Consider the following 25799-nt stretch of genomic DNA (forward strand, 5'->3'; position numbering starts at 1 on the left):
AACGTGGTGAATCGTTCAGTCCATTGCGGCTCCATTGGTAGCTTTCAAGAACAGCATGAATCGACCGTAAAAGTGCGCACGACCTTTTGTCTGTTGAAGAAATGGCAACGACTTTGTCGCATGGTGGCTCGAAGGCGTCTCGTCTCGGGATTCGCGTCGTTCGTGAGGATGACGACGCCCGAGCCACGCCTGCCCCGCCATTCGACCCAGTTACTCCTGCCGGCTGATCATCCCCGATGAACATGAAGCGCTACCGCATCGAAGACAGCCTCGGTTTGGCAAGCCTCCGACCCGTCGCGGAGGTCGTGCACGCCGTCGAGCGTCCCGGCGCCGATGACGTGAAGCTCGATGAGATCCTCTCGGCGATCCAGGATCTCCGCCGCATCACGCAGACGAGCACGGTCGAGACGATCGAAGCCTGCCGGAAGGAGCTCAACGAAGCCTTCGCCATGCGCTCCGAGCTCGACGTAATGAAGGGCGCGATCACCCGGACCAAGCAGGAGATCGCGACGCTCTATCACTCGGAGAATACCGGGAAGGGGATGAAGCGGGTCGCCGGCGAACTCGATGCGGTGGTGGAATCCACCGAGCTCGCCACGAGCACGATCCTCGGCGCCCTGGAAGAGATCGAGATTAATGCCAGCGCCTTGCGGGCCATGCGCAATGCCGCCGGCGCCGAGAATGTCGACATGATCCTCGAGCGCGTGATCGTCGCCTACGAAGCCTGCAACTTCCAGGATCTCACCGGCCAGCGCATCAACAAGATCGTCGGCGTGCTCAAGTTCATCGAGGAGCATCTCGATCGCATGATCGACGCCTGGGGCGGCCTCGATTCGTTCAGCGAGATCCTCGGCGTCGTGCCGCAGGCCCCCAGCATCGACTACGAAAGCTCGCTCCTCAACGGACCGAAGCTCGATAGCGATCCGGGCCATGTCGACCAGGGCGATATCGACGCGCTGTTCGATTGAGATCCGACCGCATCGACCACCGCTTTCCGTCGCGGTCCGTCGAAATCCGGTCGCGACGATCCGAGGAGAGCGGGGAGCCCCTTCCCTCTCGAATCCGCGGCGCTTAAGTCTCGCGGATGAGCCGCCAGCCCGCGAAAGACCCGTCTTCCCAGCGCGACCTGCCGCCGGATGCGTTCGACGAACGCGAGGATGCGGACGAGACCCCCGAACGCATCGACGACGGCCCCGAGATCGACTTCGATTTCGAGGAAGGCGCGGTCAAGGCCGGCACGGAGATCATCCGCCGGTTCTGGAGTACGCTGCCATCGGGACCGGGCGTCTACCGGATGTTCGATGAGAAGGGCGACGTCCTCTACGTCGGCAAGGCCAAGAACCTGAAGGCCCGGGTCGGCTCCTATGCGCGGGGCCAGGCCCATTCCAACCGCATCGCCCGGATGATCTCGCAGACGGCGGCGATGGAATTCGTCACCACCGCCACCGAGACCGAAGCGCTGCTGCTGGAGGCCAACCTCATCAAGCAGCTGAAGCCCCGCTTCAACGTGCTGATGCGGGACGACAAGTCGTTCCCCTACATCCTGGTCACGGCGGATTCGGAAGCGCCACAGATCGTCAAGCATCGTGGTGCGAGACGGCGCAAGGGCAGCTATTACGGCCCCTTCGCCACCGTCTGGGCGGTGAACCGCACCGTCAATGCGCTTCAGCGCGCCTTCCTGCTGCGCACCTGCACTGACAGCTATTACGAGAACCGAACCCGGCCCTGCCTGCTCTACCAGATCAAGCGCTGCGCCGGTCCTTGCACCGGCGAGATCGCCCTACCGGAATATCAGGCGCTCGCCGAGAATGCGAAGGGCTTCCTGTCGGGCAAATCCAACGCGGTGAAGGACCGCATGCGCGAGGAGATGCAGGACGCCTCGGAGAAACTCGAATTCGAGCGCGCCGCCCGCTTTCGCGACAGGATTTCCGCGCTCTCGGCGATCCAGGGGACGCAAGGGGTCAACACTCAGGGTATCGAGGAGGCGGATGTGTTCGCCCTCGACGAGCAGGCCGGCCAGTTCTGCATCGAGGTCTTCTTCTTCCGCAACTTCCAGAACTGGGGCAACCGCGCCTATTTCCCGAAGGCCGACCGCTCCATGACGCCGGACGAGGTGCTCGCCTCCTTCATCAGCCAGTTCTACGACGACAAGCCGGCTCCCCGGATCGTCCTCGTCTCCCACGCCATCGAGGATGCGGAGCTGATGGCGGCCGCCCTGTCGAGCCGCGCCGAGAACCGGGTGGAGGTCCACCAGCCCCAGCGGGGCGAACGCAAGGCCCTGGTGGAATACGCCCAGCGCAACGCCAAGGAGGCCCTGGCGCGCAGGCTCGCCGACACCGCCTCGCAGGGCAAGTTGCTGGTGGCGCTGGGCCAATCGTTCGGCCTGCCCGCCGCACCCCGCCGCATCGAGGTCTACGACAATTCCCACATCATGGGCACGAACGCCGTGGGGGGCATGATCGTCGCCGGCCCCTCGGGCTTTGCCAAGACGCATTACCGCACCTTCAACATCAAGTCGGAAGAGCTGACGCCGGGTGACGATTTCGGGATGATGAAGGAGGTGCTGCAGCGCCGCTTCAAGCGTCTCGTCAAGGAGAACCCGCGCACGCCGAACGAGGCGGCGTTGGCGGCCAGCGAAGGCGGCGTGTCCGAGCCGGTCCCCGAACCGGATGGCGAGACGATGCCGGCCTGGCCCGACCTCGTGCTCATCGACGGCGGCAAGGGCCAGCTCGAAGCCGCCCGCACGGCCCTCGAACAGCTCGGGGTCACCGATGTCGCCCTCGTGGGCATCGCCAAGGGCCGCGACCGCGATGCGGGGCGCGAGACTTTCTTCGTGCCCGGCAAAGCCCCGTTCAAGCTGCCGCCGCGCGACCCGACCCTCTACTTCGTCCAGCGCCTGCGGGACGAGGCCCATCGCTTCGCCATCGGTACGCATAGGGCCAAGCGCAAACGCGAGATGATTAAGAACCCCCTCGACGAGATCGCCGGCATCGGCCCGACCCGCAAACGCGCCCTCCTCCACCATTTCGGGACGGTGAAGGCGATTCAGCGCGCCTCGCTGGAGGATCTGGCAACCACGCCCGGCGTCAACGCGGCCACGGCGCGGGCGGTGTATGATTTTTTCCAGGCCGGAGGGTGAGGCTCGGCCACGTCGCGCGGAAACTACCGCCCCCGGGATTACCGTCTCACCATCATCGCGGTTGACCCCTCCCCCCGCCCATGGTTTCACCGCGTCGATGACTGTCCTCCCCCTCCGACGCCGGTCACCGGCCTGGACGCTGGCGAATTGCCTGACCTACGGGCGGCTGGTCGCCGTCCCCGTGGTCGTGGCGCTGTTGTACTGGCCGGACGAGCATGTGGCGCGGTTCACGGCTCTGGGCGTCTTCATCGCTGCGGCCATCACCGATTATCTCGACGGCTACGTCGCCCGGACCTACGATCAGAGCTCCGCCCTGGGGCGCATGCTCGATCCGATCGCCGACAAGCTTCTCGTCGCCGCCTGCCTGCTGATGCTGGTGGCCGACAAGACGATCCATGACTGGAGCCTGTGGGCGGCCATCGTCATCCTGTGCCGCGAGATCCTCGTCTCGGGCCTGCGCGAGTATCTGGCGGAGCTGAAGGTCAGTCTCCCCGTCAGTCGCGTCGCCAAGTGGAAGACCACCCTACAGCTCGTGGCGATCGGCTTCCTCGTGGCTGGTAAGGCGGGAGAGACGATCCTGCCCCATACCGTCCTCGCCGGGGAGACCCTGCTGTGGATCGCCGCGGCCCTGACGCTGTACACCGGCTACGATTATATGAGAGCCGGCATCCGGCACGTGATCGACGATCCGCGCTGACCCGCCGATGCCGAAGCCGGAAGGGCAGACTATGAAGCTCGTGTATTTCGCCTGGGTGCGCGAACGCATCGGCAAGGCCGAAGAGACCGTGGACCTGCCGGCCGGGACCGAGACGGTGGCCGATCTCGTCGGCTGGCTGCGCGGTCGCGGCGAGGAATACGCCTATGCGTTCGAGAATGCCGGCATCGTGCGGGCGGCCATCGACCGCATCCATGCCAAGCCGGATGCCGCCATCGCGGGTGCCACCGAGATCGCGTTCTTCCCGCCGATGACCGGCGGCTGAGCGACCGCTCGCCGGATCTCTCGCGAGGGCGTGCCTATCGATGACCACCGTGATCCGCGCGTTTCAGGACGGCGATGCCGACGCGGTGGTGGCCCTCTGGCTCGCCGCCGGAGTCTCGCGGCCGTGGAACGACCCGGCCAGGGACATTGCCTTCGCCCGGCGCGATCCGCATTCGACAATCCTGGTGATCGAGCGCGAAGGGGCCATCGCCGCCACTGCCATGGTGGGCGAGGACGGGCATCGGGGCTGGGTCTATTACGTTGCCGTCGACCCGCGGCTTCGCGACCTCGGCCTGGGCAGGGCGATCATGGAGGCGGCCGAGCAATGGCTGTCCGCGCGCGGCGTCTGGAAGGTCCAGCTCCTCGTGCGCGAGGAGAATGGCGCGACCCGCCATTTCTACGAACATCTCGGCTACCGCGACACCCGGACGATCTGCCTGCAGAAGATCATCGGCGAGAATGCGGGCTGAGCGGGCCGAGGCTCACCAAGCCGCGCCGCCCGCTCACTTCTTGCCGAGCGCCGCGCTGAAGGCGGCGAGGTTGCTGCGCATCATCGCCGCGTAGGTGGCCGCCGGGCCATCGGGACCCGACAGGGCGTCGGAATAGACCTTTCCGCCCACCGTGGCACCGCTCTCCCGCGAAATCTGCTGCATCAGGCGCGGATCGGCCACGTTTTCCAAGAAGACCGCCGGGATCTTGTCGCGACGGATCTGCCGGATGATGCGGGCCACGTCCTTCGGGCTCGCCTCGCTGTCGGTGGAGACGCCCTGGGGGGCGATGAAGTCGAGGCCGTAGGCGGCGGTGAAATAGCCGAACGCATCATGCGTGGTGATGATCTTGCGGTGCTCGGGGGGAATTGCCGCGATGGTCGCGCGGATATCGGATTCCAGGCCCGCGAGGGTGGCGAGATAAGCCTTCGCGTTGGCCGCATAGTCGGCGGCATGATCGGGATCGATCTTCGAGAGCCCGTCGCTGATATTGGCGATGTAGATCCTCACATTGGCGATGCTCTGCCAGGCATGGGGATCGTCGTGATGGGCGTGTCCCGCATGCCCTCCGCCATGGTCGTCGTCACCTTCGATGGGCTTCACGCCCTTGGTGGCGACGATGACGGGGGCCTTCGTTCCGGACGCCTTGATCAGCCTGTCGAGCCAGCCCTCCAGACCGAGGCCGTTGACCACGACCAGATTGGCGGCAGTGAGTTTGCGCGCATCCCCGGGGGCCGGGTTGTAGCCATGAGCGTCGGCATCGGGGCCGACTAGCGTCGACACTTCGACCCGGTCGCCGCCCACCTGCTTCACGAGATCGCCGAGGATGGAGAACGTGGCCACTGCCTTCAGCGGTTCGGCGGCGTCCGCTTTTTCTCCGAACGGGGCGAGGGCCAGGATGAGAGCGGCACAGGCCGCTGCCGCCGATCTGACGATGTGGCGTCTCGATTGCATTCGTCCCGCTCCTTGACCACGCCAACGCCGGATACCGGTTCTGTGCCATCTCTCCCCTACCCCGATGGGCCGTCGCCCGGCATTGAGGGCGAGGCTCGCCGTGCGATGCGTCACACGATCGAAGGCGACGGGACGAGGTGGTCAGACGGTACCCGATCTCTGGCCGCCCTCTCTAGTGTAACAGTATCACATTGCCAAGGTGGAGAGCGTCGCTTGATCTTCCCCTCGTCGCCCGGCAAACCCCCGCCTGAATGTCGGGCGCCTGCCCGCGCGCCAGACAACGGATGACCATGGGCCGTAGGCCGCTTCTCAGGGGTGACACCCTACCCCTCATCGGACGGGTCTGGCGCGACTGGCTGCGGCCCCACCGGGTGACCCTCGCCGTCGTCCTGGTGCTGATCGCCATCATCGGGGTCGCGACGGGGCTGTATCCCGCCCTGATCAAGGGCGCGTTCGATGCGTTCGATCACAAGGACCCCTCCGCCCTCACCTATGGGCCGATCATCGTCATCGCCATCACCTCGATCCGGGGCTTTGCCCTGTTCGGCCAGACCGTGCTGACCAACCGGGTGGTGACCCGGGTCGAAGCCGACATGCAGGCGGCGCTCTATGGCCACCTCATCGACTCCGACCTCGCCCAGCTCGGCCGGGAAAGCCCCGCGGCCTTCACCCAGCGCTTCACCACGGACTTCACCTTCATCAAGGAGGCGCTGACCCGCATCTCCACCGTGCTCCTGCGCGATCTCGCCATGCTGATCGCCCTCGTCGTCGCGCTGCTGTGGATGGACCCGGTGCTCACCCTGGTGGCAGCGGTGGTCGTGCCCTTCGTCGCCGGCCCGATCGGCCGCATCGGAAGGAAGCTGCGCCAGGTCTCCACCACGACGCAGGAGCAGATGGGTCTCACGGCGAGTCTCATCACCGAGAGCCTGCAGGGCGCGCGCATCGCCAAGACCTACGCGCTGGAATCCTACCTGAAGGGCCGGGCTTCCGGCGCGTTCGACAATGTCCGCCGCCTCAAGATGAAGGCGGCCAATGCCCGTGGACGCCTCGATCCGCTGATGGAGATCGGCGGGGGGGTCGCGGTGGCGGCGGTGCTGGTTCTGGTGGGCCAGCGCGTCATGTCCGGCGACCGCACGGTGGGCGATTTCACCGGTTACGTCGCCGCCCTGCTCCTGGCGGCGCAGCCCGCCCGCGCGCTGGGCACCCTCAACGCCATTCTCCAGGAAGCCGGCGCGGCCTTGCAGCGCTACTTCGCCCTGATGGACGAGGCACCGCGCATCCGCGAAAAGCCCGATGCCGTGCCGCTGGTCGTCACGGGCGGAGAGATCCGGTTCGAAGGCGTCCGCTTCCGTTATCGCGAGGACGCGCCGGCCCTGGAGGGCATCGACCTCACCGTCCCCGCCGGCACCACCGTCGCCCTGGTCGGACGCTCGGGCTCCGGCAAGTCCTCCCTGCTCAACCTCGTTCCGCGGCTCTACGACGTGACCGGAGGCCGCGTGCTCATCGACGGCGCGGATCTGCGCGACGTGACGATCCCGTCCCTGCGCGCGGCCGTAGCGGTGGTCTCCCAGGACGTGGTGCTGTTCGACGACACGGTCGCCGCCAATATCGGGTTCGGCCGCCCCGGCGCGACCCGCGCCGAGATCGAGGCCGCCGCGGAGGCCGCCGCCGCGCACGGCTTCATCAGCCGGCTGAACGAGGGCTACGAGTTCCGCGTCGGCCCCTCCGGCGGGCGCCTGTCGGGAGGCGAGCGCCAGCGCATCTCCCTGGCCCGCGCCTTCCTGAAGGACGCGCCGATCCTGCTCCTCGACGAGGCCACGAGCGCCCTCGATTCCGAATCCGAGCGGCTGGTCCAGGGCGCGCTGCTGCGCCTAATGCAGGGGCGGACCACCCTCGTCATCGCGCACCGCCTCTCCACCGTGCGCGATGCCGGCTTGATCGTGGTCATGGAAGCCGGCCGCATCATCGAGACCGGAACGCACGACGCCCTCATGACCTCGCAGGGCGGCTATGCGCGCCTGCATCGCATGCAGCTCTCCGGCGATGCGGACGAACCGGCCTTCGCCCCCTGATCCGCATCCCGCGCGTTAGGGTCCGACAAAATCCTCGCACGCGAAACGGAGGCCGGCATGGCAGCACAGCCCTTCGGACGGACGAAGGACGGAAGCCCCGTCTCGCGATACCGGCTCGCCCGGTCCCGCCTACGTGTCGACATCCTCAATTACGGTGGCGTGGTCAGCCGGGTCGAGACGCCCGACCGCGAGGGCAATTGGGCGAACGTCGTCCTCGGCGCCGGTGACGTTGCGGGCTACGAGGCGAGCGACGCGCATTTCGGCGCCATCATCGGCCGCTACGCCAACCGCATCGCCGGGGGACGCTTCAGCCTCGACGGACGCGATCATCAACTGCCGCTCAATGCCGGTGGCAACACCATGCATGGCGGGGAGAACGGCTTCGACCGGCGTATCTGGCGGGTGATCCGGGCGGACAATACCTCCCTGGTCCTCGGCTACCGCTCGGTCGACGGCGAGGAGGGCTTTCCCGGCAATCTCAATGTCGAGGTCGCCTATACGCTCAGGGACGACGAGACCCTGCGGATCGACTACACCGCCCGGACCGACCGGCCGACCATCGTCAACCTCACCAACCACAGCTATTTCAACCTCTCCGGCGAGGGCTCTGGCGACGTGATGCAGCACCGGGTCGCCATCGCGGCGGACCATTACCTCCCCACCGATGCCGGGCAGATCCCCACGGGAGAGATCAGACCCGTGGCGGGCACGGCCTTCGATTTCCGCAAGCCCGAAGCCCTGGGCACCCGCATCCGCGACGCCGATCCGCAACTCGCTCTGGCGCATGGCTACGACCACACCTTCATCCTGCGCGACCCTGGCATCCTGCGCGACCCCGGCCGCTTGCGGCACGCGGCCTCCGCCCTCGATCCGTCGAGCGGGCGCCGGCTCGACGTCGCCACCACCCAGCCGGGCCTGCAACTCTACACCGCCAACATGCTCGACGGCACGGTGATCGGGTCCGGCGGGCGGCTGTACCGATCCGGCGATGCGGTCTGTTTCGAGGCGCAGGGGTTTCCCGATGCGCCGAACCGGGCGGACTTCCCCTCCACGGAGCTTCGGCCCGGCGAGCTTTTTGCGGCGACGACGACCTATCGGTTCAGCCTGGACTGAGCAGGTTCACTCGGAATTCTCAGCGGAGGCTCATGCCCGAGTCGATCGTCTGCCAAAGGCGATCATCCGAGCAGACCACCTCATCCTCAGGTGCCCTTCGCCTCGGCGAGGGGCTTTGAAGGAGCCCTCCTTCGAGGCCGCTCCGCGGCACCGCAGGATGAGGTAAGGCCTGGGAAAAGCGTCTCAAACGGCTTTTCCCGGGGGCCATCGTCCCTGCGGGCGAAGAACCGGCATGGGACTGCGTCGCGCGGCCCCTTTCGTGATGGAGCGAATTCTTGATCACCGCCCTCGTCTATACCGGCGCCGCGCTGGCCGAAATCGCCGGATGCTTCGCCTTCTGGGCCTGGCTGCGGCTCGGCCGCTCGGCCTGGTGGGCGCTGCCGGGCATAGTGTCCCTCGTCCTCTTCGCCGTTCTGCTCACCAGGGTGGAGAGCGACGCGGCGGGGCGGGCCTATGCGGCCTATGGCGGCGTCTACATCGCCGCCTCGATCCTCTGGCTCTGGCTCGCCGAGAGCCAGAGGCCGGACCGGTGGGATATGACCGGTGCCGCGATCTGCCTCGTCGGCACCGGGATCATCCTGTTCGCGCCGCGCGCCTGACGGGGCGCGTCACATCTCGTGCGGATCGGGCTCCACCAGGATCTCGCGTTTGCCCGCATGGTTGGCCGAGCCGACGATCCCCTCCACCTCCATCCGCTCCATGAGCGAGGCGGCGCGGTTATAGCCGATCTGCAGGCGGCGCTGGATGTAGCTGGTGGAGGCCTTCTTGTCCCGCATCACCACCTGTACCGCCTGGGCGTAGAGGTCGCCGCCGCTCTCGCCGAAGCTGCCCTGGTCGAAGACCGCACCGTCGACCTCGATCTCGTCGATCGAGCCCTTGGCCGATTTCCCGCCGCCCTTGGCCCCCTTGTCGTCGTCCTCGCCATCGTCGGCGGTGACGGCTTCGAGGTAGGACGGCCGGCCCTGGCGCTTGAGATGGGCGACCACGCTCTCGACTTCCGAATCCGAGCAGAACGGGCCATGGACGCGGGTGGTGCGTCCGCCGCCGGCCATGAACAGCATGTCGCCCTGGCCGAGCAGCTGCTCGGCGCCCATCTCGCCGAGAATCGTGCGGCTGTCGATCTTGGACGTGACCTGGAAGGAGATCCGGGTCGGGAAGTTCGCCTTGATCGTGCCGGTGATGACGTCCACCGACGGCCGCTGCGTCGCCATGATCAGGTGGATGCCCGCCGCGCGCGCCATCTGCGCGAGGCGCTGGATCGCGCCCTCGATGTCCTTGCCCGCCACCATCATCAGGTCGGCCATCTCGTCGACCACGATCACGATGTAGGGGAGCGGATTGAGATCCATCTCCTCGGTCTCGTAGACCGCCTCGCCCGTCTCGCGGTCGAACCCGGTCTGGACCGTGCGGGTCAGGATCTCACCCCGGCCGCGCGCCTCGGCGAGGCGCGCGTTGAACCCGTCGATGTTGCGTACGCCGACCTTCGACATCTTCTTGTAGCGCTCCTCCATCTCGCGCACGGCCCATTTGAGGGCGATGACCGCCTTCTTCGGGTCGGTGACGACGGGGGAGAGCAGGTGCGGGATGCCGTCATAGACGGAGAGTTCCAGCATCTTGGGGTCGACCATGATCAGGCGGCATTCTTCCGGCTTCATCCGGTAGAGCAGCGACAGGATCATCGTGTTGATCGCCACCGACTTGCCCGAGCCGGTGGTGCCGGCCACCAGCAGGTGGGGCATCTTGGCGAGATCGGCGATGATCGGCTCGCCGCCGATGTTCTTGCCGAGGCAGAGAGCGAGGCTCTGCTTCGTCTCGACGAAATCCGCCGAGGCGAGAAGCTCGCGCAGATACACGGTCTCGCGCTTGGCATTCGGCAATTCGATGCCGATGGCGTTGCGACCGGGGACCACGGCGACACGGGCCGAGACCGCCGACATCGAGCGAGCAATATCGTCGGAGAGGGAGATCACGCGGCTCGACTTGGTGCCGGGAGCCGGCTCCAGTTCGTAAAGGGTCACCACCGGGCCGGGGCGGACGGCGAGGATGTCGCCGCGCACGCCGAAATCACTAAGCGTCGCCTCGAGCAGGGTTGCATTCTGCTCAAGAGCTTCCGTCGAGACCTGGCTCGCCAGGGACAGGCCCGGCGCCTCGCCGAGCAGTTCGAGGGGGGGATGGGAATAGCTCTCTGCACCATAGGCCGGGGCGGGAGATGCGCGCCGGATCGGTGCCGGAGTGGGGGACGGTGCCACCGGGGCGACACGGGAGCGCGGGGCCGGCGCCGATGCGACCGGTTCTTCGGGAGCGTAGAATTCTTCGCCGCCATCGTCCGGCTCGTCGTCGTGCAGGATCGGCTCAGGGAGGGGACGGCGCGCGACCGGCCGCGGCTCTGCCATGGGCTGCGGCTCGAAGACCGGCTCGCGGCGAGTCGAGGCGGGATCCGCCCCACCCTGCCCCGGTGCAGCCTGACCGGCACCGCCCCTGGCCGGGCTTCCCGTATCCAGCGGCGCATGGGCCGACCATGGCGCATCGTCGCCGTCGGAGAAGGCACGGCGTGCGGCCAGGGCCGGCGAGGCACCGGCATAGGCGAGTTCGGTGGCCGCCGCCGCCCGGTCGGCACGCCATTCGGCGATGCGTCGCGCGATCGCGATCCGGCCGCCCATCAAGAGATGCGCCAGGGTGCCGAGGGAGACGATGCCGAGGCTCGGCTCGTCCTCTTCGTAACGGCCGTCATGCCTCGCGGAGGGTTGCGGTCGCTGGTTGGACGCGGAGGGAGCGGGCTGATCGTAGGATTCTTCCTCCGGCTCGGCTCCGGCGCGGCAGGCGCCGGTGAGGCAGAGGATCGCCACCGCCGCGAAGGCGAAGCCGACGAGGGGCGTGGCCGGGGACGCGATGGCGCCGATGAGGAGGCGCGCGGTGTGGATGAGGGCATCGCCGGCCACGCCCCCGAGCCCGGTGGGTAGGGGCCAGCGGGCGGTGGGCGGAAGCGCGCTCGCCACCGCGCTCGCGGCAAAGAATCCGATGATCCAGAGGGTGATCCGCAGGCCGCCCCGGGGCAGCTCCCGGGACCGCATGAGTTGGACGCCCCAGAAGGCGGGCGGCAGGGCGAAGGCCAGGGAGCCGAGGCCGAGGAGCTGCATCGCCAGGTCCGACACCACCGCGCCGCCGGTGCCGAGCACGTTGTGCGCGGCACGATCGGTGGCGTGGTTGATGCTCGGATCGTCGATGGACCAGGTCGCCAGGGCGACCGTGAGCGCGGTCGCGCCCGCGAACAGGATGAGACCGCCCATCTCCGTCATTCGCTTCGCCAGGAACGGTCTGAAGCTGTCGACGAAAGTGTCGTAGGGCGATGCGGAACGGCGGAGCGAGCGCATACGGGACCAGACGCAGGGAGAAACGATCCGCTAACGCTATGTCGACCGAGTTAACGGCTGTTTAAGGCTTAGAGATCGTTAGCGCGGCCCGCGCGAATGTCTGCTTTCTCGGTCATATGCATGCCCTGCTCGGGCAATTCTCATCCATACCGCCAACGAAGAAAGGCCCCGGATCGCTCCGGGGCCTTTCTTCGTCCGTCGCTGAGCTTCGCGCTTAGCGGAAGAGGTTCAGGAGGCCGCCCGGCTCGGCATAGATGCCCGGAGCCGCGGTGGAGGTCTGGAAGGTGATCGAGCCGATGACGGCATCGCTGCACCACTTCGAGGTTCCGCCGTTGTTGAAGCCGCGGTAGTCGCCGGTGAAGTTGAAGCAGTCGGTCTTGCTCAGGTCGGTGTTGTGGTAGCGCACATCGAGAACGATGTTCTTGTAGGTGTAGGACAGGCCGACGTTCCCGTAGAGGTAGCTCGGGAGGTTGAAGGCGGTCTGCCCGGTCGCCGAGGTCTTGGCCGCGGTCAGGAAGTAGTAGCCGAGCTCGGACGAGATCGAGAAGCCGCCGGAATAGGCCTCCGGCAGGAACGAGAACCAGTCGGCCGGCAGGGTGTAGGCGGCGGTACCCGAAGTGTAGGTGCCGTTGGCGTGCTGGCCGAGGAAATTCGGCGAGAAGAACACGTTGAGGCCGAGGGTCAGCGAATCCGTCGCGGTCCAGGTGCCCTTGGCGGCATATTCCATGAAGTCGGTGTTGGCGGTGGTCAGGAACGCACCGCCCGGTCCCAGCAGGCGCTTCTCGTTGGGGTAGAAGTAGTAGAGCACGCCGAGATCGAGGGCGAACTTGCCGTAGGTCGGACGGATACCGGCGGCGAGATCGAACTCCATGTCCGGCTGCGTGGGCAGGCGGGTCTGGTAGGTGGCGAGGCCGGTATAGGCGAAGCCGCCGAAATACTGAGCCTCGAAGAAGGACTGGTAGCTGCCCTGGCGGTTCGACTGCGACACACCGCGGAAGTTATAATCCGTCTGGTAGCGCGAGCCGAACGAGAAGCCGATCAGCGGTTCGGAGACCTTCGCCTCCACCGGCATGACCTTCGGGGCGGCAAGGTCGGCGGCGTTGACGGTGCCAACGCTCAGGAAAGCGGCGAGGGAGGCAGCAGTCCCCAGTGCGGTCAGCTTGAGTGTCATTTCATTTAAGCCCCAGTTAGTCTGTGATTTGCAGGTTGCCCAATTCGGCCGACCATCGCAAAACTAACTTTCATGCAATTGCCTAGCAAATAGGCAAATTCAATCCGTTCCAAGACTTGCCGTGGGGATGTTGTTTTTTGATCACATTCTTGCCGCACTCCGGCAAGGTGGAGCGATGTCGCAGGCGGACGGCCCGAGAAGCGCTCGTGCCACGATCCCCGCAGGCATGAAAAAGGCCCCGGTCGTCTGGCGACCGGGGCCTCGTGGTTCGATGGATTTCGCGGTTCGGCGAGATCAGTAGTTGTAGGCGCGCTCGCCGTGGTCGGCGATGTCGAGGCCTTCGCGCTCTTCGTCCTGGGTCACGCGCAGACCGATGGTCAGGTCGACGAGCTTGTACAGGATGGCGGAGCCGATGCCGGACCACAGGATGGTGAAGCCGACGGCCTTACCCTGGGCCAGGAGTTGCGCCGCCATGTCGTAGGCGCCGACAGCCAGTTCGCCGGGCTTGCTGGTGTAGTCGGGGATGCCGACGCCGCCGAGGTCCGGGCTCACCAGGATGCCGGTGGCCAGGGCGCCGAGGATGCCGCCGATGCAGTGGACGCCGAAGACGTCGAGGGAGTCGTCGTAGCCGAGGGCGTTCTTCACCGTGGAGCACATGATGAAGCAGGCGCCACCGGCGACGAGGCCGAGGACGATCGAGCCCATCGGACCGGCAAAGCCGGCGGCGGGCGTGACGGCGACGAGGCCGGCGATGGCCCCCGACAGCATGCCCAGGAGCGAGGGCTTGCCCTTGAGCATCCACTCCACGAACAGCCAGGAGACGGCGGCGGCGGCGGTGGCGACGAAGGTGTTGATCATGGCCAGACCCGCGGAGCCGTTGGCTTCGAGGTTCGAACCGGCGTTGAAGCCGAACCAGCCGACCCAGAGGAGCGAGGCGCCGATGGTGGTCATGGTTAGCGAGTGCGGGGCGAGCAGGTCACGGCCGTAGCCGATGCGCTTGCCGAGCATCAGGCAGCCGACGAAGCCGGCGATACCCGCATTGATGTGCACGACGGTGCCGCCGGCGAAGTCGAGGGCGCCCCACTTGAAGATCATGCCGGCATCGGCGTTGACCGCGTCGAGAGCGGCCTGCGCCGTCGCCTTGGAAGCGTCGTCGGTAGCAGCGGCCAGGGCCTTGGCGGCGTCGCCGACGAGGTCGGGACCACCCCAGTACCAGACCATGTGTGCCATCGGGAAGTAGATCAGCGTGACCCACAGCACCGAGAACACGAGCAGGGCGGAGAACTTCATGCGCTCGGCGAAGGCGCCGACGATGAGGCCGGGCGTGATCATCGCGAACGTCATCTGGAAGCAGATGTAGACGTATTCGGGAATGACGACACCGTTGGAGAAGGTCGCCACGGTGGTGGACGGGTCGACGCCCTTCAGGAAGACCTTGGAGAAGCCGCCGACGAAATCGTTGAGACCGCCGCCGTTGGTGAAGGCCATGCTGTAGCCGAAAGCGACCCACAGAAGGCAGACGATGGAGGCGATGGCGAAGACCTGCGTCAGCACCGAGAGCATGTTCTTGGTGCGCACGAGGCCACCGTAGAACAGCGCGAGGCCGGGCACGGTCATCAGGAGCACGAGGACGGCCGAGACCATCATCCAGGCGGTATCGCCCTTGTTGGGAACGGGCGCGGCGGCGGCCGGCGCCGCGACGACTTCTGGGGTCGGCGACTGTGCGAGGGATGGCTCGACGAACAGGAGGGCCAGCGCGGCGCCTCCCATCCCGAGCGCAAGGGCATTGCGAAGTTTCATGGAAACGGAACTCCCGGTCGCGGTGCGATGATGACGTGAAGGAAGGAGGAGGAAGCGGGCCGGAGCGTTGTCCGGCCGGGGCGGTGGCTCAGAGCGCGTCGACGTCGGTCTCGCCGGTGCGGATGCGGACGGCCTTCTCGAGGGGCACGACGAAGATCTTCCCGTCGCCGATCTGGCCGGTGCGGGCGGCGGCGGCGATGGCGTCGATGACGCTGCTGGTGAGATCGGACGCGACCGCGACCTCGATCTTCAGCTTCGGCAGGAAGCTCACGGCATATTCGGCGCCGCGGTAGATTTCGGTGTGGCCCTTCTGGCGGCCATAACCCTTGACCTCGGTCACCGTGAGGCCGTGGACGCCGATTCCGGTCAGCGCATCCCTGACCTCCTCGAGCTTGAACGGCTTGATGATAGCCATCACGATCTTCATGGGCGGCGCCCCCTTTTGTTCTGGATGCCCCCGGCCGCCGGCCCGATCTGCGTCGCGGCCTGGCAATCCGGCATTTCGCACCAGCCGGAATGGCCAAGCGATCGGCGCCCATCATTCAAGGACTATGCCAAAAGGAACTTTTCCCCCCTTTGCTGTTCTGCACACAAAATGATCGATCACTGACGCGTGATCGTGCGATTCTTTTGCTGTAATCGCCTAAATAATGACCATTCAGACGATATCGTGAGCAGATTGGCAGCCCGTAAAGCAAAGCTCGCGGCGTTTAGGAGCCGTCCCCGGTCGGCCGGATCAAGCCCTCCTGGGCGACCGACGCCACGAGCTCTCCTGCCCTCGTGAAGATCGATCCCCTGGCGAAACCGCGCGCGCCCGAGGCGGTGGGGCTCTCCTGAGCGTAAAGCAGCCATTCGTCGGCGCGGAAGGGACGGTGAAACCAGAGGGCGTGATCGAGGCTCGCGGATTGGATGGTCGCATCGAACACCGTCTGGCCGTGGGGGATCAGCGTCGCGTCCAGCAGCATCAGGTCGGAGGCATAGGCGAGGACGGCCCTGTGGATGGCCGGGTCGTCCGGCAGGCGCGCCCCGGCCCGGAGCCAGACATGGAAGCGGGGCTCGCGCGGTTCGCGCGACATGTACCGCTCCACCTCCACCGGCCTCAGCGCGATCGGGGTGGCACGCCCGAGATAGGCGCGCTTCGTCGCCGGGATCGACGGCCCTGCCTGCGCGGCCAAAGCGGGGGCGTCGAGCAGCGCCTCGGGCCCCGGCACGTCCGGCATCACGATCTGATGGACGAGCCCGTCCTCTTCGGTGTGGAACGAGGCCGACAGGGTGAAGATCGCGCGGCCGTGCTGATGGGCCACGACCCGCCGCGTGGCGAAGCTGCGCCCGTCGCGGATGCGTTCCACCGCGTAGTCGATCGGCGCGGCCGGGTCGCCGGCGAGGATGAAATAGGCATGGAGGGAATGCGGCGGCCGGCTTGCCTCCACCGTGCGCGATGCGGCGACGAGGGCTTGCCCCAGAACTTGGCCGCCAAACACCCGGAACCAGCCGGTCTCGATGCTCTGGCCTCGGAAGAGGTTCTCGTCGAGGCGTGCGAGGTCGAGGCAAGCGAGGAGTTCGTCGACGGATCCGGTCATGCGGGCCTTTCGCCGGGCTGAGGTCATCGATGCGGCCGTGCATCACGGCTCTGCCGGAGAGGGAATCGCCACAGCTCGCCCGGAATGCAAGGCTCACTCGTCCATTCCGACGACGCGGACCCTCCCATGACGCATCATGCTTCGTTCTCGCGCGTTGCCTCCGGCGCGGCGGGGTGCCACTCCCCATGTCTCTGATCGCAGGCCGTGGGAATGGGGACGAGGCAAAGGGCATGAGCGGAACGGGGATGGGCGGGACGGGGATGAGTGGATCGATGCAAGGCGGCGCGCCCCGCAAGGTGGCCATCGCCGGCGGCGGCATTCCCGGTCTCAGTCTGGCCCTGGCCCTGCGCCAGGCTCACGGCGATGCCCTGGACGTCACCGTCTTCGATCCGGGACTGGATCGTGCGGCGCTCCGGCATCGGGGGCGTGCCTTCGCCGTGGCGGCCGGCGGCCGGCGCATGCTGACGCGGTTGGGAATCTGGGCCGACATCGCCCATGCGGCCGAACCGATTCTCGACATGGCGATCAGCGACAGCCGGCTGACCGATCCGGTGAGACCGGTCTTCCTGACCTTCGGCCGGGACGGCACGGGCGAAGCGCCACTCGCAGGGGAGCCCTTCGCCCATATGGTCGAGGCCGAATTCCTCGCCGATGCCCTGCTGGCGGCATCGAGAGCTGTTGGCGTCGGCTTCGAGCCGGTCGGCATCCGCCACGCGCAGGCGGACGGCCGGAGCATCGCCCTCGCGTTGTCCGACGGGCGCGAGGCGGGCGCGACCTTGCTGGTCGCCGCGGACGGAGCGCGCTCGAGGCTGCGCGAAGCGGCCGGCATCGGTTGGGTCGGCCGGTCCTATCCGCAGAGGGGCATCGTCGCCACGATCGGGCATGAACGCCCCCATGGCGGCCGGGCCTTCGAGCATTTCCTGCCGAGCGGTCCCTTCGCCATCCTGCCCCTGGTCGATGGCGGTGCGCTCGGCCACCGCTCCTCCATCGTCTGGACGGAGCGGGCAGCGGATGTGGACGCGCTGATCGGCGGAAGCCCGGAGGACACCCTCGCGGAGATCGAACGCCGCTTCGGGCTCAATCTCGGCTGTCTCGTCATCGAGGATGGGCCGAGCGCCCATCCGCTGTCCCTCGGCATGGCGCGAAGCTTTCGGGGCGAGCGGCTCGCCCTGCTCGGCGATGCCGCCCACGTCATCCACCCGATCGCCGGCCAGGGGCTGAATCTTGGCCTCGCCGACGCCGCGTCCCTGGCGGAGGAGATCACGGAAGCCCTGCGCCTCGGCCTCGATCCGGGAGCGAAGGATGTGCTGCAGCGCTATGAGCGAAGCCGGCGCTTTGCCACCTTCGCCATGGCGGCCGCCACGGACGGGCTGAACCGCCTGTTCTCCAACGACTTCCTGCCGGTTCGCCTCATGCGCGATCTCGGGCTCGGCCTCGTCGACCGGATGCCGGGCTTGAAGTCGGTGTTCATCGGCGAGGCGTCGGCTTCGCGGGCGGCCTCGCCCCGGCTGATGCGGGGCGAGGCGTTGTGAGACGGTCTCACCGCCTGTTTGTGTCGTCGTTCCAAGGCATTGCCTCATCCTGAGGCGCCGCGTAGCGGCCTCGAAGGAGGCTTCCAGGGATCGCGTGACGACTGGAAGCTCCTTCGAGGCCCTTTGCTCGAGCAAAGGGCACCTCAGGATGAGGTCGTCGGCTTGGATGATCGACTTTTGCAGATAATCCGCTTCGGCATCAGCACCGCTGAGAGATCCGATCGAAAAGGCTCTCAGGCCTTCTCGGTCTTGGCGCGCTCGATACCCTCGAGGATGAGGCGATGGGCTTCGGCCTTGTCGCCCCAGCGCTTGATCTTCACCCACTTGCCGGGCTCCAGATCCTTGTAGTGCTCGAAGAAGTGCTGGATCTGCTGGATCGTGATCTCCGGCAGGTCGGTGTAGTTCTCGATCCGGTTGTAGCGCATCGTCAGGTGGCGGGACGGCACGGCGATGATCTTCTCGTCCTCACCGGCATTGTCCTCCATCACGAGGACGCCCACCGGGCGGACGCTGATGACCGCGCCGGGCGCGATGGCGCGCGTATTGGCCACGAGTACGTCGCAGGGATCGCCGTCGCCCGAGAGGGTGTGCGGGATGAAGCCGTAATTCCCCGGGTAATGCATCGCGGTATAGAGAAACCGGTCGACCACAAGCGCACCCGATTCCTTGTCCATCTCGTACTTGATCGGATCGCCGCCGATCGGCACTTCGATGATGACGTTAACGTCGTCCGGCGGGTTCTTTCCGATCGAGATGGAGTCGATGATCATGGGGTCCTCGCTCGAGCCTGCAGCAATTCAAGGCGCTGTTTCGGCGTCTCTTAAATCCCTTCCGCGATAAAGGAAATCGACCTTGGCCCGATGCGCGGGGCTTTTGCGGCTTATCGTAACCGCCGCGCGCCCTTTCGGCCCCGCATGCCCCACCCATACGGTCGGGGGCGACGGCATTCACGAAGTTCGCGGGAAGCCCTGCCCTCCTCCCCCATGCGGGGAGGCTGCAGAGCCACACCCACGCGTAACCTCTCCCCACAAGGGGGCTACGATGTTCTCTCACCTCGCGGGCGGCTCGGGTCCCCTCTCCTAGAAGGAGAGGGACAGGGTGAGGTGTGCGACCTCTCCGGAGATGGACCACACCTCACCCCAGCCCTCTCCTTCCAGGAGAGGGAGCTCGTTGCGCTTCATGTCGAACGCTCTGGCGTAGGGGCACAGCCGTGCAGCAGATGTGCGAATCCGATATACAAGGGGGAAAGGGACGCGCTCTGCTCCGCGAGACCAGATGGGTGAATCCGAAAACCATCCAGGTGAAAGAGCTGGGGTGTGCCTCGCGTTCCCCCGTGGATGACTTCGATCATACTCGTCCCAATCGTGGCTGTACCCGTCAAGGCTATATGATCCGCCAGCGATCGGGGGCCGAGCCCACGGATCAGGATTACTTCCGATCCGATCCGAACCAGCGCCGCCAGACCCCCTCGATCCAGCGGGCCGAGCGTTCGAGCGGGACCTTGAGTGCGGGAATATCCTGGCTGAGGAGGGCGAGGCCCACGGGCAGCATCCAGAGCCCGAGCACCGGCAGGATCGAGAAGATGCCACCGAGGATGAACAGGATCGCCGCACCGATTCTCACCCAGCGGCGAGACGGCTCGCGCAGCCATTCGATGGCACGCCGCAACCGATCGGGCAGTTTCTCGGTGAGGCGGGTGACGCGGTCGTCCCAATCCTGCGCCGTGCAATCCCGGCGTGGCAGATTCTGCTGGCTGGCGGTCATCGTGGTCCTTGATCCGGCGCGGGGGCGTCGCGACGCGTTCCCGGCCGATGGGAACGGCTTCGTCCGGGCACAGGATCAACGTGCCGCCCCGCCTTCAGGGTTCCCCGAAGACGGGATCGGGTCTCAGTCGAAGCGGTAGGCCACTTTGGAGAGAACGGCGCCGGCCATGCGGTCGACGGCCTCGGCCACCTTCATGCCCCCGAGACCCGCATAGAAGCCGCAGGCACGCTCGTTGCCCGCCAGGGTCCAGACCCCGATCCGCGTCAGCCCATGGTCGGCGAGGTCGTTGCGGATAGCGCGGAACAGGCGCCGGCCGAGGCCCAGACCCTGATAGGCCGGCAGGATGTAGAGTTCGTCCACCTCCCCCGAGGCCTTGAGGGCGCCGCCCCGCGCCTGCCCGTAGATCGCGTATCCGACGACCTCGTCGCCGATCTCGACCACCACCAAGGGCCGATTCCGCTGGGCCGCGCCGAGCCACCATTGGGAGGGGCGCTGGGAGATCATCCGCTCCAGGGACACGCCGGGGATGATGCCGCGATAGGCCTCCCGCCAGGTTTCGTCGAAGACGTCGCTCAACCGATCGGCGTCTCCCGGACGGGCGCGGCGGATGCTGGTGGTGCTCGTCTTCATGACTGTCCCTACGCTTGGTGGAAACGGGAACGATCGCGCATCGAAATCCACGATACGGGCATGATGAAGGCAAGCCGGATGCCGAGTTCCGAAAAGCGCGCTACTTGAGGCTCGGATGGCGCGATTCGACGACATCCGTTTGCCGGACGCTGCCCCGGCTGTTAGAGCCGCCAGACGTTCCTCTCGACAGGTGCCCGCCGCCACCCGTGTTCAACAGATTCATCAAGCCCGAGATCCGCTATGCCCGGCGCATGGCGCGGATCGCCCGCTTCGAGCAGCCGATCGCCGGCCGGGGGGCGCGCATGCGGGCCTGGGCCAACATGCTGCTCGTGGATCACGGCGTCTTCCGGCTGGCCTATCTCAACCGCCACAAGATCGGCACCGGGAAGGTCTGGCGCTCGGCCCAGCCGACGCCGCACCAGCTCGCCTGGTTCCGGCGGCAGGGCGTGCGGACGGTGATCTCCCTGCGCGGCGGCCGCGAGCACGGCTCCTGGCCGCTCCAGCGCGAGGCCTGCGCGCAGCAGGGGCTGGACCTCGTCGAGTTCGTCCTGCGCTCGCGCGAGGCACCGTCGAAGGAGACAATCCTCGGCGCGAAAGCCTTTTTCGACGGGGTCCAGTATCCCGCCGTGATGCATTGCAAGTCCGGGGCGGACCGGGCCGGTCTCGGCGCCGCCCTGTTCCTCATCCTGCACGAAGGCGTGCCGGTCTCGGAGGCGATGGGGCAGCTCTCGGCCCGGTACGGCCATTTCCGCTTCGCCAAGACCGGGATCCTCGACGCGTTCTTCGACCTCTACCTGCGCGAGGGCGAAGCGAAGGGACTGGATTTCCTGACCTGGGTCGAGACCGTCTACGACCCCGAGGCCCTGAAGCGCGAGTTCCGGCCGGGCTTCTGGTCCGACCTCGTGGTCGACCGGGTGATCAAGCGGGAATAGTGCGCGTTCCGCGCGCTACTCCGCCGCCAGGCGCGTGGTCTCGCGGAACGGATGGGCCGGGTAGGTCCCAATGATGCGCAATTCCCGCGAGAAATAGGCGAGTTCGTCGAGCGCGCGGGCGAGGCCCGGATCTTCCGGATGGCCGTCCACCTCGGCATAGAACTGCGTTGCCGAGAACTGGCCCTCGACCATGTAGCTCTCGAGCTTCGACATGTTGACGCCGTTGGTGGCAAATCCCCCGAGCGCCTTGTAGAGCGCCGCCGGAATGTTGCGGACGCGGAAGATGAAGCTCGTCACCGTCGGCCCCGATGCGGCCGGCACCTCCACCGCCTCGGGCGAGAACACCACGAAGCGTGTGGTGTTGTGGCTCTCGTCCTCCACGTCGCGGGCGAGGATGTCGAGCCCGTAGACGCCGGCCGCCATGGCCGGGGCCAGCGCGCCGCGGCTCGGATCGCCGGCTTCGGCGACCTCCCGCGCCGCGCCCGCCGTGTCGCCGGCGACGATGGCCTTCAGTCCGAGCCGCCGGATGATCTTGCGGCACTGTCCCAGGGCATGGACGTGGCTGTGCACCGTCCGGATCGCCTCGATTGGCGTTCCGGGAAGCGCCATCAGCTGAAAATGGATCGGCAGGAAGTGCTCGGCCACGATGTGCAGGTTCGAGCTCGGGATCAGGTGGTGGATGTCGGCGACACGACCGGCGATGGAATTCTCGATGGGGATCATCGCCAGGGCGGCGCGGCCGTCATTCACCGCCGCGAAGGCCTCCTCGAACGAGGCGCAGGGCAGCGGCGTCCAGTCGGGATAGGCCTGGGCGCAGATGATATGCGAATTCGCGCCCGGCTCGCCCTGGTAGGAGATCGTGGTGCGGGATTCGGTCGTATCGGACATGGAGGTGATGACTCGGTTCGTCAGTTGAGGCGCCGGGCCAGGAGCACCGCCCGCGCCCGTTCGAGATCGGCGGGGGTGTCGACGCCCAGCGGCAGGTCGTCGACGATGGTGGCGTCGATGCGCATGCCCGCCTCCAGCGCCCGCAACTGCTCCAGTTTCTCGCGGGTCTCGAGTTCGCCGGGGGGTATGGCCATGAAGCGCGTGAGCGCCCGGCGGCGATAGGCGTAGAGGCCGATATGGTGGAACAGCGGCCCCTCCCCCCAGGGCGCCTGCGCCCTCGTGAAATAGAGCGCGCGCAGCCGGTTCGGCCCCACATGGTGGCCGACGAGCTTCACCACGTTGGGATCGTGCCGCTCCTCGTCGCGGGTGATGATCGCGCAAAGGGTGGCGATGTCCACGGCGCGGTCCGCCAGCGGTAGGATCGCCGCGCCGATGACCGCCGGGTCGATCGTCGGCAGGTCGCCCTGCACGTTGACCACCACGTCGTGGTGTCCCTGCGGATCGATGATGTCGAGGGCCTCGGCGAGCCGGTCCGAGCCGGAGGGATGATCGGCCCGGGTGAGGGTCGCGAGGCCGCCGACCCGCTCGATCGCCTCGACGATCTCGACGGCATCCGTGGCCACCACCACCGGCCCGATCCCGGCCTCCACGGCGCGGCGCCAGACATGGACGATCATCGGCTCACCGGCGATATCGGCCATCGGCTTGTTCGGCAGCCGGGTGGCGGCCATGCGGGCGGGAATGAGAACGAGGGGATCCGACATCGACCGGCGTATCTCTGCAGCGAGCCGGGGGAGTAGCAGGGGCGGTGCGCATTGTCATCGGCGCGTTGTCATCGGCGCGTTGTCATCGGCGCGTTGTCATCGGCGCGTTGTCATCGGCGCGCGGTCACGACGCCCCCGGAATGACATCCGGCGCTCTGCGACTACACGGCCGTGCTCTGCGCCATTGTCAAGGTCGGCCCTTAACCGCTATTCACCCTCGAACATTTCCAGAGTCCGGGGCATCCGCTCACCGGGCCACGCCTGCCGCCGCAACCGGCGGACGCCCCCGGAGTTGTCGAGAATGGACTCTTTCGAGCTGAACAAGGTCGCGGGCGCCGTACTCGGCACTCTCCTTCTCGCCATGGGCTCCGGTTTCGTCGCCGAATTGATCTACACCGCCAAGCCTGCGGGGAGCGCCGGCTACGCTCTGCCCGAGCCTCAGCCCGAGGCGGCCGGTGGCGGTGCCGCCGCGGCCGCAGTCAAGGCCGAGCCCCTTCCGGTCCGCCTCGCCAGCGCCAGCGTCGAGAAGGGCACCGGCGCCGCCAAGAAATGCGCGGCCTGCCACAGCTTCGAGAAGGGCGGCCCGAACAAGGTCGGTCCGCATCTCTGGGGCGTGGTCGACCGCCAGCGCGCCCATGAAGGTGGCTTCGAGTATTCCGCCGCGCTGAAGGAGAAGGGCGGCACCTGGACCTATGACGAGCTCGACCACTTCCTCGCCAACCCGAAGACCTACGTTCCGGGCACCAAGATGGCCTTTGCCGGCATTCAGGCCCCGCAGGAGCGTGCCGACGTGATCGCCTATCTGCGCTCGCTCGCCGACACCCCGGCGCCCCTCCCCGCCGTGGAGAAGGCCGCCGCCGAGGACAAGCCGGCGGATCCGAAGGCGCCGGAGGAGAAGCCGGCTCAGTAAGCGTCATTCTTCGGCGACACTCTCTTCATCGGCACGACGAAAAGGCGCGGCATGTCCGCGCCTTTCCTGTTCCGAACGACCCGTCGATCGGCCCATTCTCCTGTTGCAGTGCGGTAGCATCCCGCGAATCACGTCGCCGAATTGGTTCGGAAATCGAACGGATCGCGCCATCGTGAAGGCGTCGCGTAGGGCGGGAATCGCCCGGAAACGTCGCCGATCGAGGATTCTGAGCCGAAATTCCATCAAAATACTGCATCGGACTACCCAGCCGCGTAGGCGGCTGCAGGTCTGCGCGCTACAATTTAGAATTATATCAGTTATTGCGTTGCACAATAGAACTGGTGCAGGAAGGTCCGGCAAAACGAAGCAAGCGAGAGCGAGACGGATGTCGAACGGTGTCGAGGGACAGTCTGCCATGGGTGAGAGCGCATCGATCCACCGCCGGAAACTGTTGGCCTACTTCTCCTCCAGCCCCCTCTTCGCGCCGAGCGCCGCCCGCGCCCTGGCGGGAATCGCCGCCCTTGGAACGACGGAAGCGGTGGCTCAGAGCTACGATGTGCTGCGCGCCGCGCCCGTGATGAACGGCGACCTCATCGCCAATCCGGCGCAGGCCCTCAACGTGTTCGATTTCGAGCCCGTGGCGAAGAAGGAATTGCCCCCGGCGCATTACGGCTACCTCGCCAGCGGCGTCGATGCCGACAAGACGCTGAAGGCCAACCGCGACGATTTCGACAAGATCCATATCCGCGTCCGCCGCCTGATCGACGTGCGCAAGATCGACACGACCGTGAAGATCTTCGGAGAGACCTGGGCGAGCCCGATCGCGCTGGCGCCCGTCAGCAGCGTGGGTGCCTTCCACCCCGAGGCCGAGGCGGCCGCCGCCCGCGCCTGCAAGGTGAAGGGTCACCAGATGATCCTGTCGACGGTGGGCAGCACCTCGATCGAGGACGTCATCAAGGAGCGCGGTGCCCCCGTCTGGTACATGCTCTACCCCACCGACGATTGGTCCGTGACCGAGAAGCTGGTGAAGCGCGCCGAGGCGGCCGGCGCCCCGGCCATCGTGCTCACCGTCGACCGCCAGGGCGGCCGCAACACCGAGACGCTGTTCCGCGAGCGCCGCGCCGACACCCGTACCTGCACCGATTGCCACACGCCGGGCTTCAAGAACGAAGTCAGCCGCAAGCCGATGTTCGACGAGATCGACGTGTCGAAGGTGACCAACCTCTACGGCACCGGCATGACCTGGGACTACGTGAAGCGTCTGCGCGGCATCGTGAAGGGCAAGCTCGTCCTCAAGGGCATCGTGACCCAGGAGGATGCCAAGATCGCCCTGACCCACGGCGTCGACGCGATCATCGTCTCCAACCACGGCGGCCGCGCCGAGGAGAGCCTGCAATCGACCATCGGCGCCCTGCCGGAAGTGGTCGCCGCCGTGAACGGCAAGGTGCCGGTCCTCATCGATGGCGGCTTCCGTCGCGGCACCGACGTGCTGAAGGCCCTGGCGCTCGGCGCCACCGCCGTCTGCGTCGGCCGCCCCTATGTCTGGGGCCTCGCCGCCTTCGGCCAGCCCGGCGTCGAGATGGTGCTCACCCTGATGCAGCGCGAGTTCGAAACGATCATGCGCCAGGTCGGCGCCACCAAGCTCTCCGAGATCACGCCGAAGAGCGTTCAGATCGTCTGACGCCCCTCGCATCGCCGTTCCTCCGGCGCGT

At 66.9% G+C, this 25799-nt stretch carries 22 protein-coding genes and 1 pseudogene; 12 read left to right on the forward strand and 11 right to left on the reverse strand.

What is annotated here, in order from left to right; genetic code table 11:
- The first annotated feature begins 236 nt into the window (after window positions 1-236).
- From FPV16_RS12535 to FPV16_RS12555, 5 genes are all read left to right on the forward strand, one after another.
- Window positions 237-968 (forward strand): chemotaxis protein, encoded by a 732-nt coding sequence (locus FPV16_RS12535; protein WP_227438505.1) that lies wholly within the window; start codon window positions 237-239, stop codon window positions 966-968.
- Between the two features lie 116 nt (window positions 969-1084).
- Window positions 1085-3139, forward strand: a complete 2055-nt coding sequence (uvrC, locus tag FPV16_RS12540; protein WP_227438507.1) for an excinuclease ABC subunit UvrC — start codon at window positions 1085-1087, stop codon at window positions 3137-3139.
- A gap of 97 nt (window positions 3140-3236) precedes the next feature.
- Window positions 3237-3836: a CDP-diacylglycerol--glycerol-3-phosphate 3-phosphatidyltransferase gene (pgsA, locus tag FPV16_RS12545; protein WP_227438508.1), complete on the forward strand. Its 600-nt coding sequence runs from the start codon at window positions 3237-3239 to the stop codon at window positions 3834-3836.
- A 31-nt stretch (window positions 3837-3867) separates the two neighbouring features.
- Window positions 3868-4119 (forward strand): molybdopterin converting factor subunit 1, encoded by a 252-nt coding sequence (gene moaD, locus FPV16_RS12550; protein ID WP_227438510.1) that lies wholly within the window; start codon window positions 3868-3870, stop codon window positions 4117-4119.
- Between the two features lie 40 nt (window positions 4120-4159).
- A complete protein-coding gene (locus FPV16_RS12555; protein WP_227438512.1) occupies window positions 4160-4588 on the forward strand; it encodes a GNAT family acetyltransferase in 429 nt (142 codons plus the stop codon).
- 33 nt (window positions 4589-4621) lie between these two features.
- Here FPV16_RS12555 and FPV16_RS12560 read toward each other — a convergent pair whose 3' ends face one another.
- Window positions 4622-5560 carry a metal ABC transporter substrate-binding protein gene (locus tag FPV16_RS12560; RefSeq protein ID WP_227438514.1) on the reverse strand — a complete coding sequence of 313 codons (939 nt, stop codon included), beginning with the start codon at window positions 5558-5560 and terminating at the stop codon, window positions 4622-4624.
- 284 nt (window positions 5561-5844) lie between these two features.
- Here FPV16_RS12560 and FPV16_RS12565 point away from each other — a divergent pair, with 284 nt between their 5' ends.
- The 3 genes from FPV16_RS12565 (at window position 5845) to FPV16_RS12575 (ending at window position 9344) form a co-directional block, all read left to right on the forward strand.
- Window positions 5845-7632: an ABC transporter ATP-binding protein gene (locus FPV16_RS12565; protein WP_413629281.1), complete on the forward strand. Its 1788-nt coding sequence runs from the start codon at window positions 5845-5847 to the stop codon at window positions 7630-7632.
- Window positions 7633-7689: 57 nt separating this feature from the next.
- Window positions 7690-8745: an aldose epimerase family protein gene (locus tag FPV16_RS12570; protein ID WP_227438519.1), complete on the forward strand. Its 1056-nt coding sequence runs from the start codon at window positions 7690-7692 to the stop codon at window positions 8743-8745.
- Between the two features lie 275 nt (window positions 8746-9020).
- Window positions 9021-9344, forward strand: a complete 324-nt coding sequence (locus FPV16_RS12575; RefSeq protein WP_227438521.1) for a YnfA family protein — start codon at window positions 9021-9023, stop codon at window positions 9342-9344.
- Between the two features lie 9 nt (window positions 9345-9353).
- On the opposite strand, the gene FPV16_RS12580 is transcribed toward FPV16_RS12575, so the two are convergent.
- The 5 genes from FPV16_RS12580 to tesB form a co-directional block, all read right to left on the reverse strand.
- Window positions 9354-12116, reverse strand: a complete 2763-nt coding sequence (locus FPV16_RS12580) for a DNA translocase FtsK (protein ID WP_227438522.1) — start codon at window positions 12114-12116, stop codon at window positions 9354-9356.
- A gap of 214 nt (window positions 12117-12330) precedes the next feature.
- The gene (locus FPV16_RS12585; RefSeq protein WP_227438524.1) at window positions 12331-13287 is read right to left on the reverse strand and encodes a TorF family putative porin; all 957 of its coding nucleotides are present in this window, start codon (window positions 13285-13287) and stop codon (window positions 12331-12333) included.
- Window positions 13288-13581: 294 nt separating this feature from the next.
- Window positions 13582-15087: an ammonium transporter gene (locus tag FPV16_RS12590; protein WP_027172524.1), complete on the reverse strand. Its 1506-nt coding sequence runs from the start codon at window positions 15085-15087 to the stop codon at window positions 13582-13584.
- Window positions 15088-15175: 88 nt separating this feature from the next.
- On the reverse strand, window positions 15176-15514 hold the full coding sequence (locus FPV16_RS12595; RefSeq protein WP_018044676.1) for a P-II family nitrogen regulator: 339 nt from the start codon (window positions 15512-15514) through the stop codon (window positions 15176-15178).
- A 283-nt stretch (window positions 15515-15797) separates the two neighbouring features.
- A complete protein-coding gene (gene tesB, locus FPV16_RS12600; RefSeq protein ID WP_227438526.1) occupies window positions 15798-16667 on the reverse strand; it encodes an acyl-CoA thioesterase II in 870 nt (289 codons plus the stop codon).
- A 245-nt stretch (window positions 16668-16912) separates the two neighbouring features.
- Between tesB and FPV16_RS12605 the strand changes: the two genes are divergently transcribed.
- Window positions 16913-18199: an FAD-dependent monooxygenase gene (locus FPV16_RS12605; RefSeq protein WP_413629282.1), complete on the forward strand. Its 1287-nt coding sequence runs from the start codon at window positions 16913-16915 to the stop codon at window positions 18197-18199.
- Between the two features lie 233 nt (window positions 18200-18432).
- Here the strand turns inward: FPV16_RS12605 and ppa are convergent, their stop codons facing one another.
- From ppa to FPV16_RS12620, 3 genes are all read right to left on the reverse strand, one after another.
- Window positions 18433-18969 carry an inorganic diphosphatase gene (gene ppa, locus FPV16_RS12610; protein WP_227438530.1) on the reverse strand — a complete coding sequence of 179 codons (537 nt, stop codon included), beginning with the start codon at window positions 18967-18969 and terminating at the stop codon, window positions 18433-18435.
- Between the two features lie 658 nt (window positions 18970-19627).
- Window positions 19628-19963 carry a hypothetical protein gene (locus FPV16_RS12615; protein ID WP_227438531.1) on the reverse strand — a complete coding sequence of 112 codons (336 nt, stop codon included), beginning with the start codon at window positions 19961-19963 and terminating at the stop codon, window positions 19628-19630.
- Between the two features lie 123 nt (window positions 19964-20086).
- Entirely contained in the window at window positions 20087-20593 is a 507-nt protein-coding gene (locus tag FPV16_RS12620) for a GNAT family N-acetyltransferase (protein ID WP_227438533.1), read from the reverse strand.
- A 206-nt stretch (window positions 20594-20799) separates the two neighbouring features.
- Here FPV16_RS12620 and FPV16_RS12625 point away from each other — a divergent pair, with 206 nt between their 5' ends.
- Window positions 20800-21525 (forward strand): fused DSP-PTPase phosphatase/NAD kinase-like protein, encoded by a 726-nt coding sequence (locus tag FPV16_RS12625; RefSeq protein ID WP_227438535.1) that lies wholly within the window; start codon window positions 20800-20802, stop codon window positions 21523-21525.
- Between the two features lie 15 nt (window positions 21526-21540).
- Here FPV16_RS12625 and FPV16_RS12630 read toward each other — a convergent pair whose 3' ends face one another.
- Entirely contained in the window at window positions 21541-22413 is an 873-nt protein-coding gene (locus FPV16_RS12630; RefSeq protein WP_227438536.1) for a prephenate dehydratase, read from the reverse strand.
- Between the two features lie 20 nt (window positions 22414-22433).
- Window positions 22434-23177, reverse strand: a complete 744-nt coding sequence (locus FPV16_RS12635) for a 3-deoxy-manno-octulosonate cytidylyltransferase (protein WP_227438538.1) — start codon at window positions 23175-23177, stop codon at window positions 22434-22436.
- A 301-nt stretch (window positions 23178-23478) separates the two neighbouring features.
- On the opposite strand from FPV16_RS12635, the pseudogene FPV16_RS12640 reads away from it, so the two are divergent.
- Window positions 23479-24084, forward strand: a pseudogene (locus tag FPV16_RS12640) (c-type cytochrome); the annotation flags it as partial.
- A 418-nt stretch (window positions 24085-24502) separates the two neighbouring features.
- The gene (locus FPV16_RS12645; RefSeq protein WP_227438542.1) at window positions 24503-25768 is read left to right on the forward strand and encodes an alpha-hydroxy acid oxidase; all 1266 of its coding nucleotides are present in this window, start codon (window positions 24503-24505) and stop codon (window positions 25766-25768) included.
- Window positions 25769-25799: the final 31 nt, after the last annotated feature.

This window comes from Methylobacterium sp. W2 (assembly GCF_020662345.1).
In the GTDB taxonomy this organism is placed as follows: domain Bacteria; phylum Pseudomonadota; class Alphaproteobacteria; order Rhizobiales; family Beijerinckiaceae; genus Methylobacterium.

What these genes read in the sequence shown, in the direction of transcription:
- FPV16_RS12605 (WP_413629282.1), top strand. Translation starts at nt 16,913, where the DNA reads ATGGGCGGGACGGGGATGAGTGGATCGATGCAAGGCGGCGCGCCCCGC.
- FPV16_RS12635 (WP_227438538.1), bottom strand. Translation starts at nt 23,177, where the DNA reads ATGTCGGATCCCCTCGTTCTCATTCCCGCCCGCATGGCCGCCACCCGG.
- FPV16_RS12595 (WP_018044676.1), bottom strand. Translation starts at nt 15,514, where the DNA reads ATGAAGATCGTGATGGCTATCATCAAGCCGTTCAAGCTCGAGGAGGTC.
- ppa (WP_227438530.1), bottom strand. Translation starts at nt 18,969, where the DNA reads ATGATCATCGACTCCATCTCGATCGGAAAGAACCCGCCGGACGACGTT.
- FPV16_RS12615 (WP_227438531.1), bottom strand. Translation starts at nt 19,963, where the DNA reads ATGACCGCCAGCCAGCAGAATCTGCCACGCCGGGATTGCACGGCGCAG.
- FPV16_RS12645 (WP_227438542.1), top strand. Translation starts at nt 24,503, where the DNA reads ATGGGTGAGAGCGCATCGATCCACCGCCGGAAACTGTTGGCCTACTTC.
- FPV16_RS12570 (WP_227438519.1), top strand. Translation starts at nt 7,690, where the DNA reads ATGGCAGCACAGCCCTTCGGACGGACGAAGGACGGAAGCCCCGTCTCG.
- uvrC (WP_227438507.1), top strand. Translation starts at nt 1,085, where the DNA reads ATGAGCCGCCAGCCCGCGAAAGACCCGTCTTCCCAGCGCGACCTGCCG.
- FPV16_RS12535 (WP_227438505.1), top strand. Translation starts at nt 237, where the DNA reads ATGAACATGAAGCGCTACCGCATCGAAGACAGCCTCGGTTTGGCAAGC.
- FPV16_RS12565 (WP_413629281.1), top strand. Translation starts at nt 5,845, where the DNA reads ATGACCATGGGCCGTAGGCCGCTTCTCAGGGGTGACACCCTACCCCTC.
- FPV16_RS12620 (WP_227438533.1), bottom strand. Translation starts at nt 20,593, where the DNA reads ATGAAGACGAGCACCACCAGCATCCGCCGCGCCCGTCCGGGAGACGCC.
- FPV16_RS12580 (WP_227438522.1), bottom strand. Translation starts at nt 12,116, where the DNA reads ATGCGCTCGCTCCGCCGTTCCGCATCGCCCTACGACACTTTCGTCGAC.
- FPV16_RS12555 (WP_227438512.1), top strand. Translation starts at nt 4,160, where the DNA reads ATGACCACCGTGATCCGCGCGTTTCAGGACGGCGATGCCGACGCGGTG.
- FPV16_RS12630 (WP_227438536.1), bottom strand. Translation starts at nt 22,413, where the DNA reads ATGTCCGATACGACCGAATCCCGCACCACGATCTCCTACCAGGGCGAG.
- moaD (WP_227438510.1), top strand. Translation starts at nt 3,868, where the DNA reads ATGAAGCTCGTGTATTTCGCCTGGGTGCGCGAACGCATCGGCAAGGCC.
- FPV16_RS12585 (WP_227438524.1), bottom strand. Translation starts at nt 13,287, where the DNA reads ATGACACTCAAGCTGACCGCACTGGGGACTGCTGCCTCCCTCGCCGCT.
- FPV16_RS12590 (WP_027172524.1), bottom strand. Translation starts at nt 15,087, where the DNA reads ATGAAACTTCGCAATGCCCTTGCGCTCGGGATGGGAGGCGCCGCGCTG.
- FPV16_RS12560 (WP_227438514.1), bottom strand. Translation starts at nt 5,560, where the DNA reads ATGCAATCGAGACGCCACATCGTCAGATCGGCGGCAGCGGCCTGTGCC.
- pgsA (WP_227438508.1), top strand. Translation starts at nt 3,237, where the DNA reads ATGACTGTCCTCCCCCTCCGACGCCGGTCACCGGCCTGGACGCTGGCG.
- tesB (WP_227438526.1), bottom strand. Translation starts at nt 16,667, where the DNA reads ATGACCGGATCCGTCGACGAACTCCTCGCTTGCCTCGACCTCGCACGC.